16 protein-coding genes and 1 pseudogene are annotated in these 16,656 nt (G+C 71.5%); 9 read left to right on the top strand and 8 right to left on the bottom strand.

Annotation, left to right across the window (positions count from 1 at the left end; translation table 11 throughout):
* Nucleotides 1–34 precede the first annotated feature (34 nt).
* From B5557_RS44145 to B5557_RS02345, 3 genes are all read left to right on the top strand, one after another.
* Complete coding sequence (locus tag B5557_RS44145; protein ID WP_173877633.1) at nt 35–211, top strand: hypothetical protein; 177 nt, start codon at nt 35–37, stop codon at nt 209–211.
* 14 nt (nt 212–225) lie between these two features.
* Nucleotides 226–1,467, top strand: a complete 1,242-nt coding sequence (locus B5557_RS02350) for an aminotransferase class V-fold PLP-dependent enzyme (RefSeq protein ID WP_079657526.1) — start codon at nt 226–228, stop codon at nt 1,465–1,467.
* Between the two features lie 127 nt (nt 1,468–1,594).
* A complete protein-coding gene (locus tag B5557_RS02345) occupies nt 1,595–1,936 on the top strand; it encodes a hypothetical protein (protein ID WP_231976225.1) in 342 nt (113 codons plus the stop codon).
* Nucleotides 1,937–2,026: 90 nt separating this feature from the next.
* Here B5557_RS02345 and pepN read toward each other — a convergent pair whose 3' ends face one another.
* A complete protein-coding gene (gene pepN, locus B5557_RS02340) occupies nt 2,027–4,468 on the bottom strand; it encodes an aminopeptidase N (protein WP_079657524.1) in 2,442 nt (813 codons plus the stop codon).
* 102 nt (nt 4,469–4,570) lie between these two features.
* On the opposite strand from pepN, the pseudogene B5557_RS02335 reads away from it, so the two are divergent.
* From B5557_RS02335 to B5557_RS02325, 3 genes and pseudogenes are all read left to right on the top strand, one after another.
* Nucleotides 4,571–5,075: pseudogene (locus B5557_RS02335) on the top strand (hypothetical protein).
* 80 nt (nt 5,076–5,155) lie between these two features.
* On the top strand, nt 5,156–5,845 hold the full coding sequence (locus tag B5557_RS02330) for a M24 family metallopeptidase (protein WP_079657523.1): 690 nt from the start codon (nt 5,156–5,158) through the stop codon (nt 5,843–5,845).
* 42 nt (nt 5,846–5,887) lie between these two features.
* Nucleotides 5,888–7,045 (top strand): threonine aldolase family protein, encoded by a 1,158-nt coding sequence (locus B5557_RS02325; RefSeq protein WP_079657522.1) that lies wholly within the window; start codon nt 5,888–5,890, stop codon nt 7,043–7,045.
* On the opposite strand, the gene B5557_RS45630 is transcribed toward B5557_RS02325, so the two are convergent.
* The 4 genes from B5557_RS45630 to B5557_RS02310 form a co-directional block, all read right to left on the bottom strand.
* Nucleotides 6,995–7,513 carry a hypothetical protein gene (locus B5557_RS45630; protein WP_143688285.1) on the bottom strand — a complete coding sequence of 173 codons (519 nt, stop codon included), beginning with the start codon at nt 7,511–7,513 and terminating at the stop codon, nt 6,995–6,997. The two genes, B5557_RS02325 and B5557_RS45630, sit on opposite strands and share 51 nt — an antisense overlap.
* 142 nt (nt 7,514–7,655) lie before the next feature.
* Nucleotides 7,656–7,829 (bottom strand): hypothetical protein, encoded by a 174-nt coding sequence (locus B5557_RS44140; protein ID WP_173877632.1) that lies wholly within the window; start codon nt 7,827–7,829, stop codon nt 7,656–7,658.
* 25 nt (nt 7,830–7,854) lie between these two features.
* Nucleotides 7,855–8,211 carry a PRC-barrel domain-containing protein gene (locus tag B5557_RS02315; RefSeq protein WP_079657520.1) on the bottom strand — a complete coding sequence of 119 codons (357 nt, stop codon included), beginning with the start codon at nt 8,209–8,211 and terminating at the stop codon, nt 7,855–7,857.
* 56 nt (nt 8,212–8,267) lie between these two features.
* A complete protein-coding gene (locus tag B5557_RS02310; protein ID WP_079657519.1) occupies nt 8,268–10,253 on the bottom strand; it encodes a SpoIIE family protein phosphatase in 1,986 nt (661 codons plus the stop codon).
* 451 nt (nt 10,254–10,704) lie between these two features.
* Here B5557_RS02310 and B5557_RS02305 point away from each other — a divergent pair, with 451 nt between their 5' ends.
* The gene (locus B5557_RS02305) at nt 10,705–11,736 is read left to right on the top strand and encodes a chitinase (protein ID WP_331716815.1); all 1,032 of its coding nucleotides are present in this window, start codon (nt 10,705–10,707) and stop codon (nt 11,734–11,736) included.
* Here the strand turns inward: B5557_RS02305 and B5557_RS02300 are convergent.
* Entirely contained in the window at nt 11,711–12,259 is a 549-nt protein-coding gene (locus B5557_RS02300) for a DUF6174 domain-containing protein (protein WP_231976224.1), read from the bottom strand. The genes B5557_RS02305 and B5557_RS02300 overlap by 26 nt on opposite strands.
* Before the next feature lie 218 nt (nt 12,260–12,477).
* On the opposite strand from B5557_RS02300, the gene B5557_RS02295 reads away from it, so the two are divergent.
* A complete protein-coding gene (locus tag B5557_RS02295; RefSeq protein ID WP_079657517.1) occupies nt 12,478–13,569 on the top strand; it encodes an FAD-dependent oxidoreductase in 1,092 nt (363 codons plus the stop codon).
* A gap of 81 nt (nt 13,570–13,650) precedes the next feature.
* Here the strand turns inward: B5557_RS02295 and B5557_RS02290 are convergent, their stop codons facing one another.
* Together B5557_RS02290 and B5557_RS02285 are read right to left on the bottom strand one after the other, a co-directional pair.
* Nucleotides 13,651–14,517, bottom strand: a complete 867-nt coding sequence (locus B5557_RS02290) for an AraC family transcriptional regulator (protein ID WP_079657516.1) — start codon at nt 14,515–14,517, stop codon at nt 13,651–13,653.
* A gap of 95 nt (nt 14,518–14,612) precedes the next feature.
* On the bottom strand, nt 14,613–15,470 hold the full coding sequence (locus B5557_RS02285) for an SDR family oxidoreductase (protein ID WP_079657515.1): 858 nt from the start codon (nt 15,468–15,470) through the stop codon (nt 14,613–14,615).
* A gap of 214 nt (nt 15,471–15,684) precedes the next feature.
* Between B5557_RS02285 and B5557_RS02280 the strand changes: the two genes are divergently transcribed.
* Nucleotides 15,685–16,626, top strand: coding sequence for an alpha/beta hydrolase (locus B5557_RS02280; protein ID WP_079664540.1), 942 nt, complete (start codon nt 15,685–15,687; stop codon nt 16,624–16,626).
* Nucleotides 16,627–16,656 lie beyond the last annotated feature (30 nt).

The following is a 16,656-nucleotide window of genomic DNA, read 5'->3' as shown; positions in this document are numbered from 1 at the left end:
CGGAAGCGACCGTCCATGAAAGCAGAGCGCCCCGGTGATCCCCGTCTTCGACGACACTCCGATCTACCATCGCCTCGTCACCGAACGCGGTGATGTGCCCGCCCAGGTGCGTGGCGAGGCCGAACGCATCAAGAGAGACCTGGACCGGGTCATGAGCGCCCCGTCCTCCTTCACTCCCGGCCTGCCCGCGCAGCGGTCCTTCTTCTCCTGAACACGCGGAGGCCCATGAACGAGGTCGAAGTCGACACCGTCCCCCGGCCGTTGGTGCTGCCCGACGGGCGGCCCGCGATGGCGGCCTGGACGCTCGACCCCCGGCTGCGGCATCTCAACCACGGCTCGTTCGGCGCCGTCCCGCGGGTGGCGCAGCAGCGGCAGAGCGCGCTGCGGGCCGAGATGGAACGCGCGCCGGTCGTATGGTTCCCGTCGCTGCCCGGCCGGATCGCCGCTGCCCGCGCGGCCCTCGCCGGTCACCTGCGGACCGACGTCGGGGACCTGGCTCTCGTGCCCAACGCCAGTGCCGGGGCCAGCGTCGTCTTCGCCGCGCTGGCCGACCGCCCCGGCGGGGACATCGTGGTCACCGACCACGGCTACGGTGCCGTCACCATGGGCGCCCGGCGGCTGGCAGACCGTTGGGGGAGGAGCGTGCGCACCGCCCGGGTTCCTCTGGCGGCCGACGCCGAGCAGGCCTACCAGGCGGTCATGGCGGAGGTGGACGACGACGTCGCCCTCCTCGTCCTGGACCACATCACCTCCGCGACGGCACGGCTGATGCCGGTCGAACGCGTCGGCGCGGAAGCCGCACGGCGCGGGGTCACCCTGCTCGTCGACGGCGCCCACGCACCCGGACTGCTCGCCGCGCCGCTGGACGGTCTGCTCTGCGACGCCTGGGTCGGAAACCTCCACAAGTGGGGGTGCGCCCCGCGCGGCACGGCGGCGCTCGTCGCCCGCGGCCCGCTGTGCACGGACCTGCACCCGCTGATCGGATCCTGGGGCGCCGCCGAACCCTTCCCGGACCGCTTCGACCATCAGGGCACGCTCGACGCCACGGGCTGCCTGGCCGCGCCCACCGCGCTGGACTTCATCGACGACACCTGGGGCTGGGACACCGCCCGCCGGTACATGGACGAGCTGGCGGAGTACGGCGCCCACGTCGTCGCGGCCGCCTTCGCCCGGACCGGGACCACGGCGGACCCCGTCGACGTCGGGATGCCCGTCCCCGGTATGCGCCTGGTCCGGCTGCCCGAGGGACTGGGCACGAGCCAGGTCGCGGCGGACGCCCTGCGCGACCGTGCACCCGCCGAGCTGGGCGTGGAAGCCGCGTTCACCAGCTTCGACGGGCTCGGCTACCTCCGGCTGTCCGCCCACGTCTACAACACCCCCGAGGACTACGACCACTTCGCCGAGTCCTGCGTGCCCCTCGTCGAGAAGTGGGCCCGCGAGGCAGCGGAATCACCGGTCGGCGCGTAGGCGCCGCAGGTGGCACAGGGCCGGGGGCGGCCCGTTGTCAGTGCCGTGATGAAGGATGCCCCAGGTGAGATCAACTTCCGCTCCGCGGGGTAGGCGGTCTCATGTCCCCGCCCAGGAAAGGTCCTTCATGATGCCGTCCTCCGCCGCCCAGCCGCAGGTCCGCGACGTGCTGCGCATCGTCTCCGATCCGCGTACGCCGGTGTTCGTGACCGAGTACGCCGGCGGACGCCGTGTGTACGGCTACTGGCGGCCGCTGGACGCCGACGGCGGGTGGGGAGGCTGCTACGTCGCCCTGTCCACCGCCGAGTGCGACGCGCTGTACGCGGCGGGACGGATCACGCTCGGCGAGCCCGTCATGGATCCGACGAAGACCACCTACCGGGCCCGCCCCGCCCGCACTCCGGCCGCAGCCTCCCGCCCCACGGCCGCCCCGGTTCGGACGACGGGGGCGAGGAGACACGCGGCGTGAGGGAGGAGCCGACGGCCGGCCGCCATGGGGCTCGGCATCGCGGCAGCCGGCGCCGCCGGCCCCCTGCCGAGAAGCCGAGTCGGCCTTCGGTCAGGCCGTGCGGGTTCGGGAACGGAGCATCCGCCACACCGCGTCCGAACGTTCCAGGAGCGTGTTGCGCACCACCGGGGCCGCCTCGTCGGACGCCTGCCGGGCCTTCTCGACATAGGCGGTGTCGACGGCGTGCGGTGGGAAGAGGTGGCTTGCGAAGACCATCGCCGGGATCATCCCGCCTCGGTGCAACTGCGGGACGGATTCCAGATAGCTCTGGGCGTACGGCGCCAGCAACGCCTCCTGGGCGGGGCGCCAGAACGCCGCCGCAACCTGGCCGACCGCGTTGACGGGGACCGCGCGGTCCACCGCCACCCTCTGCCACACCTCCGCCTTGGCCGCGGGGTCCGGCAGGGCGGCCCGCACGGTGAGGGCACGGACCCAGGCGTCGGGATCAGGGTCGTCGGCCAGGAGCACGGCGGCCTCGGCCGAGACGTCCCCGCCCAGTTCCGCCTCGCGGACCAGCGCGCGCCAGCGCAGATCCACGTCGTCGCCCGCCTGTTCACGCAGCCACGCCAGGTCCTCCGGGCTCGTCGCGGTGCGGGCCAGGCCGCGCAGGGCGACTCGGCGGCGGCCGGGGTCCGCGGCGAGCCGCCGACAGACCGCCGCCACCGCCGCCGTCAGTGCGGCGCGCTCGTCCTGCGGCGCCCACAGTTCGGCGATGTTCGCGGCGAGCGTCAGATAGGGCTCGATCACGGCGTCGGACGTCTCGGCCGCGAGGACGGCGGTGATGCACCGCCCGGCTTCCGCCGCCGTGGCCTCCCCGGCGGTCAGCATGTCCCACACGGTCGCCACGGCCACCCCCCGGGAGATGGCCGTGGGCAGCTGCGCCGCGGCGCCGAACAGGGCGTCCCTCGTCGCGGGATCCGGGCGGGTGGTGGCGAAGGTCAGATCGTCGTCGTTGATCAGCAGGAGGCCGGTGTCCGCCTCGGGCGGTAGACCGGTGAGCGGCGTGCGGGCCTGTGTCACCTCGACGCGTACCAGCGCCTGGCGTTCGAGGGCTTCGCCGTTCCTGCGATACGCGCCCACGGCCAGCACCTGCGGGCGCGGGACGCCCACGGCCGCCAGCGTCACGGTGTCGCCGTCGCGTTCCACGGTGAAACGGTCCGGGCCCGCCGTGCCGAGCCACGCTGTGCGCCAGGTGTCCAGGTCGCGCCCGCTCGCCTCGGACAGTGCGTCGATGAGGTCCTGGAGCGTGGCGCTGCCCCACGCGTGGCGGGCGAAGTAGGAGGTCATGCCGGCCCTGAAGCGTTCCTCACCGACATACGTCATGAGCTGCTGGAGAACGGACGCGCCCTTGGGATAGGTGATGTTGTCGAAGATCGAGGCGGCCTGGGCGACGTCGTGGATGGGCTGATGGATCGGGTGCGAAACGGGCCCCTGGTCGGAGAGGTACGCCCTGAGCTTGCCGTCCGCCAGATGGCCCGCCCAGGCGTCGGTGTACCGGGTGGCGCGCTCGGCGGCCCAGTGGCAGGCGAACTCGGCGAACGCCTCGTTGAGCCACAGGTCGTCCCACCAGCGCATGGTGACGATGTTGCCGAACCACATGTGGGCCATCTCGTGCAGCAGCACCTTCGCCAGCAGCTCGCTCTCGGCGGGCGTCGGCGTGGCCCGCCGCAGGAAGCCGTCCGACCAGGTCACACAGCCGTAGTTCTCCATCGCCCCGCCGAACTCCGGCATGAACACCTGGTCGTACTTGGCTTGCGGGAACGGCATGGCGAAGGCCTCGCCGAAGAAGGCGAGGCCCTGACGGGTGAGGGTGAAGATCTCGTCGGCGTCGCGGTCGAGGACCGCGGCGAGGGAGCGGCGGGCGTAGAGGCCGAGGTCGTGGCCGTCGGCCTCGCGGCGGACCTCGTGGAACGGTCCCGCATTGACGACCGTGTTGTACACGGACAGGGGCGGGGTGTCCGGGAACGTCCAGCGGCGGGCGCCGGCCAGCTCCTCGACGCGCGGACCCTGCGCGTTGCTGGTGACGGTCCATGCGGTCGGGGCGGTGACGGTGAAGGCGTGCGGGGCCTTCAGGTCGGGCTGGTCGAAGCACGCCCAGACGAACCGGGCCTCGTCCGGTTCGAAGCTCATCCACACATAGACCTCGCCGTCCGCGGGGTCGGTCGCCTTGTGCACTCCCGCGCCCGTCGCCGTGTCGGCTTGCACGCTCTCCACCCGCAGGACGTTGTGCTCGGCGAGGCCGGGTAGGAGTATCCGGCCGTCTCCGGTGGGCATGAGCGGGCGGCCGTTCAGTGTGGCGCTGAGGACCTGCGCCGCGCAGTCCACGAAGGTCTCCGCGCCCGGCTCCCGGCAGCCGAAGGTCACGGTGGAGACGCACCGGACCTCCGGCCCGTCGGTCAGACCGGTGAGGTCGATGTCGACGTCGTACCGCTCGACCGTCAACAACGCACCCCGCCGCTCGGCTTCCGTACGGGTCAGGCTCCGGAACTCCATATGTCCTCCCTCAGTAGACAGCGGGCGTCAGCGTATGACGCGGGACAACGGCGGACGCAGGGGTTTTCGCGCGTCACCATGAAGAACGACAGGCCGGTCCCCGTGAGTCAGTCCCTCGCACCCACCGGTACGGCCGCCGGCCGGGTCGCAGAACTCGCCCTCACCGGAGATCCGACCCGTCCGGCCCGGCTGACGGTGCCCGACCTGCTCGCCTGGTCGCAGCACCGAACCGACGTCAGCTTCGAGTGCGCCACCAGCGGCGTCCAGCACCACCGCTTCACCGGACCACTGCTGCACGACGCCCTCATGGCCGCACAGCCCGCCTTCGACACGCCCACGCGCACGCGCGGACCCCGCCCGCCGCAAGGACCGCCTGCGCTTCCTGATCGCGATGTCCGGCGCCGACGGCCACCACGCAGTGCTGTCCTGGGCGGAGATCGCCCCCGACTTCGGCGGCGCCCCCGTACTGTGCGCGGTCACTATCGACGGCTCCCCGCTCGACCACGTCGGACCACAGCTCGTCCTGCCCCAGGACCGCTGCGGCGCCCGGCACATCAGTGGCATCCAGGCGATCCGCGTGGACGGCGGCCACACCACACGGGCGTGACACCGATCGGTGCGGAAAGCCGCCCGCCGGCCAGCGGAACCCCGTTGCCGGCAGCGGCCCCGATCAGTACGGTCGGCCCCATGGCGGACGACGAACCCACGCGCGCGGCACGACTGTTGGACGCACAGGCCAAGGCCGAACGGCTCTTCGCGGAGATCGAGGGACGCGGGCTCGTCGCGCCGGGGGAAGGCGAGCGCGCGGTCAGCGACCGGATCCGGGACCTGGCGAACGAGCTGTTCGGCACGACCCGGCACTGGCACAAACGGATCGTGCGGTCGGGCCCGAACACGCTCGCGCCGTACCGCGAGAACCCGCCGGACCGGGTGATGGGCGCGGACGACATCGTCTTCGCCGACTTCGGGCCCGTCTTCGAGGAGTACGAGGCCGACTTCGGCCGGACCTTCGTCCTCGGCGACGACCCGGTCAAGAAACGGCTGCGGGACGACCTGCCGAAGATCTTCGCAGCCGGCAAGCACATCTTCGAGAGCACCCCGGACATCACCGGCAAGCAGCTGTACGCCGAGGTCGAGCGGCTGGCCGCCGACGCCGGCTGGGAGCTGGGCGGCTGGCACGCCGGGCACCTGGTCGGCGAGTTCCCGCACGAGTGGATCGACGGCGCCGACACGGAGTCGTACATCACCCCGGCCAACGACACCCCGCTGCGGCGCACGGACAAGGCCGGGCGCCGCTGCCACTGGATCCTGGAGATCCATCTCATCGACCGGGAGCGGGAGTTCGGCGGCTTCCACGAGGAACTGCTCACCCTCTGACCAGACCATGAGCGCACGCACCGCACCCAAGGAAGCCCGCCCATGGACACCAGCACCGGTTCCATCCCCTCCAGCCGCGCATTCATCAGCGACAACATGGCCGGGGCGTCCCCCGAGATCGTCCAGGCCGTCGTCGACGCAGCCGCGGGCCAGGTCCTGCCGTACGGCAGCGATCCGTTCACCGACAAGGTGCGCCGCAAGCTGGACACGATCTTCGAACGGGACACCGCCGTCCTCCTGGTCTCCACCGGTTCGGCTGCCAACGCCCTGAGCCTGGCCGCCCTGACCCGGCCCTGGGGAAGCGTGCTGGCCCACCCCGCCAGTCACATCAACACCAGTGAATGCGGAGCCCCCGAGTTCTTCACCGACGGCGCCAAGATCGTCACCGTGGCCGGAGACGACACCAAGGTCGATCCGGACGCTCTTCAGCAGGCGGTGCGTGACCGGGTGGGGGACGTGCACGCCGTGCAGCCGTCCGTCCTGAGCATCAGCCAGGCCACCGAAAGCGGCAGCGTCCACACCCTGGACGAGATCCGCCGCCTGTGCGCCATCGCCAAGGACGCCGGTCTGCGTGTCCACATGGACGGCGCACGCTTCGCCAACGCCCTGGACCACCTCGGCGCCTCCCCGGCCGAGATGACCTGGAAGGCCGGCGTGGACGTGCTGTCCTTCGGAGCCACCAAGAACGGCGCGATGACCGTCGAGGCCGTCGTCTCCTTCGACCCCGCACTCGCCGGCGAACTCGCTTTCCGGGCCAAGCGTGCCGGACAACTGGCCTCCAAGATGCGCTTCCACGCCGCCCAGCTCGACGCCTACCTCACCGACGACCTGTGGCTGCGCAACGCCCGCCAGGCCAACGCCATGGCCCTGCGGCTGAGCGACGGCCTCAAGGCCGTCCCCGGTATCGGGCTGTCGGCCACCCCGCAGGCGAACATCGTCTTCTGCCGTCTGCCCCAGCAGGCCGTCGAAGGTCTCCTCGCCGAGGGCTACACCTTCTACCACGGCCGCTGGGGCCATGGAGTCGTCCGGCTCGTCACCGCGTTCTCCCACACCCCGGACGACATCGACGGGTTCCTCGACGCGATCCGCCGCCACGCCGGCCGAGCACCGGCTGCGGGAGCCGTCTTCGCGCGCGGCGAGGCGGGTCGCTCAGCGGACGTAGGCGTCGCAGAGGCCGCGGACGGCAGGAGGCACGGGTGACTGGTGCGACCACTCGCACACGGTGCGCATGTCGTATGTGGGCCGGGGCTGGATGGTCCGCGGCTGAGGGCTCTGGTGGCGGGGCGCGACAGGGGCCGTGGACCGGTGACGGGCCGGCGGGGGCGTGACGGGCCCGGGCGGTGCGGGACGTGCGGGTCGTGCCGCCGGGTCCGTGTCCGGGCGCGCCGGAGTCCGGGCGTGCGGGGGCGGGTGCCCCTCGGCGCCCGCAGAACGGCGCTCCGTGACGACGCGGCGGCCTCGGGTGTGCTGCTGCGGTGCCCGGGTGGGGGTGGTGGTGACGAGGGCGGTGCGCGCGGAGGCCTGGCCCGGGGCCGGGACGGGGGAGGGTGTGCGGGCGGCGTCCGGGGCCATGTGCGGGGGCGGCGGTGCGCCGGACGGGAGGGAGACGCAGCCGCCGGTGAGGAGGACGGCGGCCAGGACGGGGGCGAGGGCGAGGGGACGGCGCATGCCCACAGGGTGACGGTGGGCCCGGTGGCACGGGGCTGCTTCGCCGGTGATCACCGGCATGGGTGACGGCTGCGGCGGGGTCGACGGTCACCGGGCAGGGAGAAAGCCCGGCAGGGACAAGGCCCGGCAGGGACAGGGCCCGTCAACGGGCCAGGCGGTGCTTTCTTCCGCCTCGGCGGAAACGCATCGCGGCGTAGATGAGATCGGCGAGGAGAACGAGGGCGCCGATGATCAGCAGGTAGAACATCCCGTGGGCCGCGAACCCGATGATGCCCAGGACGAGGGCCACGAGGATCAGAAACAGAAACAGGCTCATGGGTACTCCCGACGGCCTCGACGCCTCAGCGGCGGGCAAGGCGTCGCTCGCCGCCGGCGCCCGGCGCATAGTCCAGTTCGTAGTGTGCGAACACCTTCGGCTCGTCCTGGGCGCGCAGCTGGCCGTCGACGCCGATCGCCGGGGCCTTCTTCACCGCGTTCTTGCTGTGGGCGACCTTCAGATAACCGGGGCCGACGGTCGCCCCGCGGAGCGGCACGAACACCAGGCGGCGACGGGTGGGAAGACCCACGGTCACCGTTGCGAAGCAGGGCCTGTCGGTGCCGGTGTCCACGTAGACCGACTCCAAGAGGCCGATCCTGTGCCCCTGTGGGTCGACCACGTTGTGACCGCGCCATTCACGGATATCGCCAGCCTCGAACATGAGGTACCTCCGCAAGTGCGGGTACCCCGGATCCGCTCGACAGGCACGTCGGCACGTCACTGCGGTCGGGCCATCAGCACTGCGACGTCGTCCTGGGCGGGGTGCGGCAGCATCTGCTCGAGGACGCCGTCGCAGAGCGCGGCGAGCGGCTGACCGGGGCGCCGCAGAGCCCGTGCGAGCCGGTCGAGTCCCTGATCGAGGTCCCTGCCGCGAGCTTCGACGAGCCCGTCGGTGTACAGCACGAGCAGACTGCCCGCCGGCAGCGGGACGGCCTCGGTCCCGAACTGCTGCCCTCCCGTTCCCAGCGGGGTCCCCGGCGAGCCGTCGAGGAAGGTGATCGCCCCGCCCGGCGCCACCACCGCGGGCGGGGGGTGACCGGCCCGCGCGACGAGGCACCCGCCGGAGGCGGGATCGTGGACGGCGTAGACGCAGGTCGCCATCTGGTCCTCGCCCATGTCGGCCACGACGGCGTCCAGCGAGCGGAGCATGTGGGCCGGCTCGATGCCGTGCCGGGCGAGCGTACGCACCGCCGCGCGGAGCTGGCCCATGACGGCCGCGGCGCGGATGCCGTGCCCCATGACGTCTCCGATGACGAGTGCGGTCCGTTCCGCGGGCAGCGCGATGACGTCGAACCAGTCGCCGCCGACGTCGTGTTCGCTGGCGGGCAGGTACCGTCCCGTGAGCTCCAGGCCGGGGACGGCGGGCAGGGCGCTGTTGGTCAGACTGCGCTGCAGGGTGAGGGCCGCCGCGCGCTGCCGGGTGTACATGAGCGCGTTGTCGATGTTCAGGGCGGCGCGCGCCGCCAGCTCGTCGACGAGCACGCAGTCCTGCTCGTCGAAGGGCTCACGGCTGCGCAGCCGCGTCACCACCACCGCGCCGAGCACCTTGCCCCGGGCGACCAGCGGGACCAGTCTCGCGGAGCCCAGGCTCATGAGATAGGCGCGCAGGTCGCCGGCGCGGGGATCGGTGATCAGTGCGTGGACGTCGGACCGGTAGAGGTTGGTGGGACGGCCGTCGGCGATGACGCGTTCGTAGAGGGAGCCGGGTGCGATCCGGGACGTCATGCCCGGGACCAGCTTCGCCGTGGGAGCACCGGGATCGGGGAAGAGAGCGGCCATCCGCCGGACCACGCCGTGGGTGGCGGCGGTGGACTCGTCGGGCGCGATGACCTCTTCGAGGAGCTGGACGTCGGCGGAGTCCGCGAGCTGGGGCACCAGCATCCGCACGATCTCCTCGGAGGTCTGCCGCAGGTCCAAGGTGGTGCCGATCCGGGTGCCGGCCTCCGCGAGCAGCGCGAAGCGGCGGCGGGCGCGTTCGGCGTCGCGTTCGGCCTGCTGGCTCTCCGTGATGTCGATGAGGGAGGCGATCAGGCCCAGGGTCCGGCCGGCGCCGTCGAGCAGCGGCGCGTAGGAACACGACCAGGTCCGTTCACGGTGGGGGTCCGCCGGAGTCCGCCCGGATCGGCGGACGTCGACGATTGCCGTGCCCCGGGCCAGTACCTCCCGCATCATCGACTCCAGAGCCACCGCGTCGACGCCGGGCACGACCTCCGTCAACCGCCGTCCGACATGCTCGGCGGCCGGGACGCCGCTCATCCGGGCGAGTGCGTCGTTGACCCGCAGGAAGCGCAGATCGGTGCCGAGGGTGGCCAGACCGATGGGGGACTGACGAAAGAGGCTCTCCAGGGCCGCCAGGGAATCCCGCATGCGCAGCACCTGGGACGTCTCCACGGCGATCAGCAGTGCTCCGGGCCGTCCTCGCGCGTCGGAGGCCGGCACGATCCACATCTCCATGGTGACCTCATGGCCGTCGCGGTGACGCACCGACAGGGTGCCGACGACGGTCTCCCCGCCCTGGACGCGTTGCGTGAGCTGGTCGGCCAGCTCACGGTTGCCGTCGGGGACCAGCAGGGTCGACGCCGGCCGGTCGAGTACGTCCTGCGGCTGGAATCCGAGCAGATCCTGGGCGGCGAGCGACCATTCGACGATGCGGCCGTCCGCGTCCTCACGCCACAGTGCGATCGGAAGCAGCTCGCGGAGCACGCCCGCGTATCCGACCGCCCCCAAAGGCCGCGCGGGCGCCTGTCCCGCCCTCTGAGGGGCATTCACCGTGCTACCTCCCCGGCAGGCTATATCCGGATATGAAAAACCATATCCGGAAAGATTCGAAAGGGCGGAATGCGCCCGCACCCGAGGTGTCGGTGTGGGGGACGGCGGAGGCCCGAGCGGACCACTGAGGGCGGCGCCGGCTCCGCAGGGTGTCCGTGGCGAACCGAACCGGGGGGACAAGGGGGCGCGGGCCAGTGGGGCGAGCGGCTCTCCAGGCTTGGTCAGCTAACTGTAAAGAACCTTGACAGTTAGCTGGTCTAGTCCAATCATGGGTCACTGTTCACCCCGCGGTTCTGTCCTTCCGCTGTCCCCGCCTGCCCTTTTCCCCATGGGAGCGTCTGTGAGACGACCTGGTCCTCTTCGTACGTTGCTGTCCTGCCTGAGCGTGACCGCTGTGTCCGCCGGGCTTGTCGCACTGGGAGGAGGCGACGCGCTTGCCGTGCCGGACTCCCTCCCGGCCCCCGGCAGGCCCATGCCGCCCCATGTGGCGGCGCCCTACTTCGAGGCGTGGACCGGCGAGAGCCCGGCCCGACTCGCCGCCGCCTCGGGCAACAAGTACCTCACCCTGGCCTTCCTTCAGACGGCCACGGCGGGCTCGTGCACCGCGTACTGGAACGGCGAGACCGACCAGCCGATCGCCCGCACCACGTTCGGCCGCGACATCGCCATGATCCAGGCACGCGGCGGCAACGCCATCCCGTCCTTCGGCGGCTGGTCCGCCGACACCACCGGCACCGAACTGGCGGACAGTTGCACCAGCGTCGACGCCATCGCCAAGGTGTACGAGAGCCTCGTCACGACGTACGGCATCACCCGGATCGACCTCGACGTCGAGGGCGACTCCATCAACAACGCCGCCGGCGTCGACCGCCGCAACAAGGCGATCGCCGAGGTCCAGCGCTGGGCCGACCGCACCGGCCGCAGCGTTCAGTTCTCCTACACCCTGCCGACCTCCACGACCGGCCTCGAAGCCAACGGCCTGGCCCTGTTGCAGAACGCCGTCGACAACGGCGCGCGGGTGGACGTCGTCAACCTCATGACGTTCGACTACTACGACGGCGCCACCCACGACATGGCAGCTGACACCGAGACGGCCGCTGCCGGCCTGCACGATCAACTGGCGGCGCTCTACCCGAAGAAGAGTTCCGCGAGGCTGTGGAACATGATCGGCGTCATCGAGATGCCCGGCATCGACGACTTCGGACCCGAGGAGACCTTCACCCCACAGGACGCGGTCACGGTGGAGAAATGGGCCGAGGCAAAGAAGATCAACACGCTCTCGTTCTGGGCGCTCCAGCGCGACAACGGCGGCTGCCCGGGCACCGCCGGCTCCGATTCGTGCTCCGGCATCGCCCAGGACACCTGGCACTTCAGCCAATCCTTCGAACCGTTCACCAGCGGTGGCCCGCGCCCCTAGGTAGTGTCCGCAAAGCAGCGTCGTCCGCCCGGCTCGGTGATTCGGACGAAGCCGCCTGGCCGGAGGCCGGTTCGTAGGAGCTGATGGTGTACAGGGCTTCGTCGTCGATGGAGTTCTTGTCCCAGTCCAGGGAGATCCGCACAGGGTGCCCGTCGGCGGCGTACTGCGCCTCGGCCGTGTCCGCGTCCTCGCTGCGGGCCCGGTGCAGTGTCTTCAACAGCTTGCCGAGGGTGGGTACTTCGCCCGGCAGATCCCGCGCCTGTCGCCGGCTGTCCTCGTCGAGCCCGACCACCTCCGTCACCTCGCCGTCGTGCACCGTCACCCGGAACGTCCCCGCCAGGACCTGGGTGCTCGACGTCAACGTGTAGGAGTACGAGGCAGGCTCCTCCCAGCCGCTCGCCGGCTCCTTGATGTCGGCGGAGGTCGTGGCGGTCGAGGCGCCGCAGGCCGTGGTGGCCAGCGGCAGGGCCCCGAGCAGCGCGGCCGTGGCCACGAATCGAACACGGGAACGTCCGGCGGTCATGGTGACTCCCTCGGGATCGGTTACCGCTGTGACGCCGAAAGACCCGAGAACGTTCACGGCAGCAGTTCCTCAACGTCTACGGCGGCACGATCTCCGTCCAGACGCTGCCGGGTGCCGCCTCCTCGGGGGCGGCACCCGGCCCTTCGGCCTACGATCGAGCTCACTGCCATGGCCCGCGTCCCCCTCGCGGGCACGAACTCGATCCCCGGGGAGGGTCTGTGATCGCCGTCGTGGGCGCCGGGCTGACGGGCGCGGCCACCGCCTGGCAACTGGCCCGGCGAGGCCATGAGGTCACGCTGATCGAGGCGTACGACATCGGCCACAAACACGGCAGTTCGCACGGCAGCTCACGGATCTTCCGACGAGCCTACGACGACCCCTTCTACGTACGGCTCACCGGGCAGGCCCACGAGCAATGGCGGGAACTGGAGGACGACGCCTCAACTCCCTTGCTGCGCACGACCGGTGGTCTCGACATGGGCGAGGACCGTGACCCGGGCGCGATCGCGGAACTCCTTGCCGCGGCTGACGTGCCCCACGAACTCCTCGCCCCGGAAGAGGCCTCGGAGCGCTGGCCGTACATCCGTATCACGGGCCCGGTGCTGTACCACCCGGAGGCGGGCGTCGTCGACGCCGACCGGACCGTCGCGGCCTGCGTACGACGGGCGATCGAGCACGGGGCACAGGCGATCATCGGTACACGCGTCACGGACATCGACGTCCAGGACACCCCGGAGCAGGTGCTCCTGCGCACCGAGGACGGCCGCGAGATCGTCGCCGAAACGGTGGTGATCGCGGCCGGCCCCTGGCTGCCCGAACTCGAACTTCCCCTTTTGCTACCGCAGTTGGAGGTGACCCAGCAGCAGGTCTTCCACTTCCGGCAGCGAGAGCCCTCCGTGCGGTGGCCGACCCTGATCTGGGACGGCGACCTGCACATGTACGGCCTCCCGTCGGGCAGCGACGGTGGCCCGCTCCCCACTGTCAAGGTCGCCGAGCACGACCGCGGCACCCCCACCACCGCCCGCACCCGCACCGGCGTCGTCGACCCGTCCTCGCGGGCCCGGGTGAGCGGCTTCGTACGCGACCGCCTCCCGGGCCTCGAGCCCGACCCGGTGGCCGAAGCGAGCTGCCTCTACACCACCACCGCCGACGAGGACTTCGTCGTCGACCGCCACGGCCCGTTCGTCATCGCTTCCCCGTGCTCCGGCCACGGCGCGAAATTCGCCCCGCTGATCGGCGCGATGGCGGCCGACCTCGCCACCGGCCGAGCCGAACCTCACCCCCGCTTCCGCCTGGACCGCGCGGGCTAGGTGAGACCAAACGGATTCGCCGACCTCCGTATCCCTCACGGAAGCGCGGTTCACCTTGCCTCTGCGTGCGGCGTGCTGTGCTCAGCCCTGTTCCCGCTCCACCGGAAGCCACAGTTCGGCGTCGGCCTCGCTCTTGTCGGGCGACAGGCGGGTGCTCAGGATCTCCGGGCCGGGGCGGCTGCGGTACGGGTTGGACGGGAACCACTCCGTGAACACGTCCCGCCACAGCTCCTGGATGGCCTGCGGCGCCGGCCCGGAGGTGGTGAAGACCGCCCAGGTTCCGGCCGGGACAGGGAGAAGCACGGTGCCGTCGGGGGCAGCCGCTGACGTGATCACCCCCTGGTAGTAGTCGAGTTCGGTGCCCTCGGCCCGGCTCGGGTCCAGGTCGTCACAGACCGCCACCATGCCGTACGGCTCCTGGTCAGACAGCTTCCCCAGGTGATCCAGGACCTGCCGCTCGATCCCGCGGACGAAGTCGATGATCGCCTGGTTCGGCCCCGCGTGCACCAAAGGCACCCGGGCCTTGAGGCCGACGACGTTGAACTCCGGCCTGTCCACTACGCGATAGCGCATGCTGCTGCTTCCTTCCACAGTGAGGCGGAAGGTCAACCGGGGCTGGGAGACGAGCGCGGCGCCGGTGCGCCTGGCCTCGCCCGGCCCGACACCGTGCATGGCACGAAACGCCCGGGCGAACGCCTCGCCCGAGCCGTAGCCGTAACGCACCGCGATCTCCAACAGCGACTCACGCCCTGCGAGCACCTCGGCGCCCGCGACGGTGAGTCGGCGACGCCGTATGTACTCCGACAGAGGTATGCCCGCGAGCGCGGAGAACATCCGGCGCAGGTGATACTCCGAGGTGGCCGCGATCCGCGCCAGCCCGGCCACGTCGACGGTCTGATCGAGCTCCCGCTCGATGTGCTCCATGGCCTTGTTGAGCCGCTCCAGCACGTCCGGTCTCCTTCCTTGCTTGTGATCACCACGCTAGGCGGCAGGCATCGGGCCGGACCCGACAGTCTGTGCCCGATCATGTCGGGTACAAGCGGTCACACCGGCACGGCGCTTGGGGCGCCGGGTCCGGCAGGCCCTTGCAGGAACGCGCGGGCGCCGCGCAGCCGCGTCCGCAACCGCTGCTGTGTGGCGCCGCTGTCGAGGCGTACGTCGAGGGCCCCGGGCAGGGAGGTGTCGGCTCGTCGCCCGGCAGGCAGCCGCGCGTCGTCGAGGCCGTCGCGCCGGGCGATCAGCACGCCGAGGCCGTGGCGGCTCAGGGCGTCCGGACCGGCGAGATGGAACATCCCGGCCGCGTCGGACAGCGCGATCTCCCACAACGCGGCGGCCAGGTCCTCGACATGGACGGGGCAGCGGATGTCGTCGGTGAACAAGACCCCCTCGCGGGTGCCGTCCGCCAGAGCGTGCACGGTGCGCTCGTGCGCGGACCGGCCATGTCCGACGATCAGCGAAGTCCGGGCGACGGCGGCGGCCGGCATCAGCAGTCGCACCGCCGTCTCGGCGGCGGCCTTCGCGGCGCCGTAGGGGGTGAGCGGATCGGGCAGGCAGCTCTCGTCGTAGCGGACGCGCGCGCCGGAGAACACCGCGTCGCTGGAGACATGGACCAGGCGGCAGCCCCGCTCGGCGGCGGCCAGCGCCACGCGGAGGGCGCCGTCGGCGGTCACCGCCCAGTCGGCCCCGCCGCTCGACGCGTTGACCACGACCGACGGCGCCACGTCCGCGAGCACCGTGGCGACACGCGCAGGGTCGCGGATGTCGAGCGGATGCCAGGACACCCCCGCGGCCGTGCCGGGCCGGGATGCGAACGTCGCGGACGTCTCGAGCCCCGCCGCGGTGGCCTGCCGGATCAGCTCGGCGCCCAGGAAACCACTGCCCCCGATGATCAGGACTGTCATGGACCGACACGGTAGCGAACGCGGAATCAACCACCGCCGGAATTCTGCCTTCCGTCAAACCTCGGCTGTCTGACGTAGTGACCGATACCGCGGCGGTCCGTACGCTCCCCAGTGTCACTGATCCGAAGCCGACAGGTTTCGCTGGAAGTGGAGGCCCGCCGTGCATCCTGGCCGTGCTCGCCTGTTGATCTGGACGATTCTGGTGGCGCTGGTCATGGCAGTCCTGCCCGCGACCGCGACCGCGACCGCGACCGCCACCGTCGGTGCCGGCGGCAAGGGCAAGGAGGGCGGTGCCCGGGTCGTGGCAGAGGAGAAAGTCGGCCCTCGTCAGATCGACCTGACCGTCGCGTCGCCGGCGTTGGGCCGTACCGCCAAGGTGCGGCTGCTCACCCCGGACGGCTGGAGCGAGCACCGTAAGAGCCGGCGGTGGCCGGTGCTGTACCTGCTTCACGGCTGCTGCGACACCTATGACAGCTGGACCCGCGAAACCGACGTCGAGAACCTCGCGCAGCTGCGCGACGTGCTGGTCGTCATGCCGGAAGGCGGCCCGGTCGGCTGGTACAGCGACTGGTGGAACCACGGCGACGGCGGCCCGCCGGCCTGGGAGACCTTCCACCTCGGCGAGCTGCGCCCGCTGCTGGAGCACGGCTACGGCGCCGGAACCCGGCGGGTGGTCGCCGGGCTGTCGATGGGCGGCCTGGGCTCTCTCCTCTACGCCGCGCACCACCCCGGCATGTTCCGGGCGGTGGCCGCCTTCAGCGGCGTGGCGCACCCCCTGTACGGCGACTTCCCGTCCGGACTGATGGACGGGTTGAAGGAGTTCGGCGAGGATCCCCTCGCCCTGTGGGGCGACCCGGTGGCCCAGCGCGCCAACTGGGAGGCTCACGACCCGTACTACCTCGTCAACAAGTTGCGCTCCCTGCCCGTCTTCCTCTCCAGCGGCGACGGCACCGCCGGCCCGTTCGACCCGCCCGGCGCCCATGACGACCTGGAGGCGCTGCTCAACCAGATGAACCACGCCCTCGCCGACCGCCTGAAGGCCGCGGGAGGGCACCTCACCACCGACTTCTACGGCCCCGGCACCCACGATTGGCCGTACTGGCAGCGCGAGCTGCACCGCTCCTTGCCACTGCTGCTCCACGCCCTGCAACGGTGACAGCGCGGGAACTGCCACGGCGCCGCGGCG

Source organism: Streptomyces sp. 3214.6 (assembly GCF_900129855.1).
Taxonomy (GTDB): Bacteria; Actinomycetota; Actinomycetes; order Streptomycetales; family Streptomycetaceae; genus Streptomyces; species Streptomyces soliscabiei.
The sequence above is the reverse complement of the archived record's forward strand: the minus strand, read 5'-3'. Positions and strand labels throughout refer to the sequence as shown.

Coding starts and splice junctions, on each gene's coding strand:
- B5557_RS02350 (WP_079657526.1), top strand. CDS start 226: ATGAACGAGGTCGAAGTCGACACCGTCCCCCGGCCGTTGGTGCTGCCC.
- B5557_RS02345 (WP_231976225.1), top strand. CDS start 1,595: ATGATGCCGTCCTCCGCCGCCCAGCCGCAGGTCCGCGACGTGCTGCGC.
- pepN (WP_079657524.1), bottom strand. CDS start 4,468: ATGGAGTTCCGGAGCCTGACCCGTACGGAAGCCGAGCGGCGGGGTGCG.
- B5557_RS02330 (WP_079657523.1), top strand. CDS start 5,156: ATGGCGGACGACGAACCCACGCGCGCGGCACGACTGTTGGACGCACAG.
- B5557_RS02325 (WP_079657522.1), top strand. CDS start 5,888: ATGGACACCAGCACCGGTTCCATCCCCTCCAGCCGCGCATTCATCAGC.
- B5557_RS45630 (WP_143688285.1), bottom strand. CDS start 7,513: ATGCGCCGTCCCCTCGCCCTCGCCCCCGTCCTGGCCGCCGTCCTCCTC.
- B5557_RS44140 (WP_173877632.1), bottom strand. CDS start 7,829: ATGAGCCTGTTTCTGTTTCTGATCCTCGTGGCCCTCGTCCTGGGCATC.
- B5557_RS02315 (WP_079657520.1), bottom strand. CDS start 8,211: ATGTTCGAGGCTGGCGATATCCGTGAATGGCGCGGTCACAACGTGGTC.
- B5557_RS02300 (WP_231976224.1), bottom strand. CDS start 12,259: ATGACCGCCGGACGTTCCCGTGTTCGATTCGTGGCCACGGCCGCGCTG.
- B5557_RS02285 (WP_079657515.1), bottom strand. CDS start 15,470: ATGACAGTCCTGATCATCGGGGGCAGTGGTTTCCTGGGCGCCGAGCTG.
- B5557_RS02280 (WP_079664540.1), top strand. CDS start 15,685: ATGGCAGTCCTGCCCGCGACCGCGACCGCGACCGCGACCGCCACCGTC.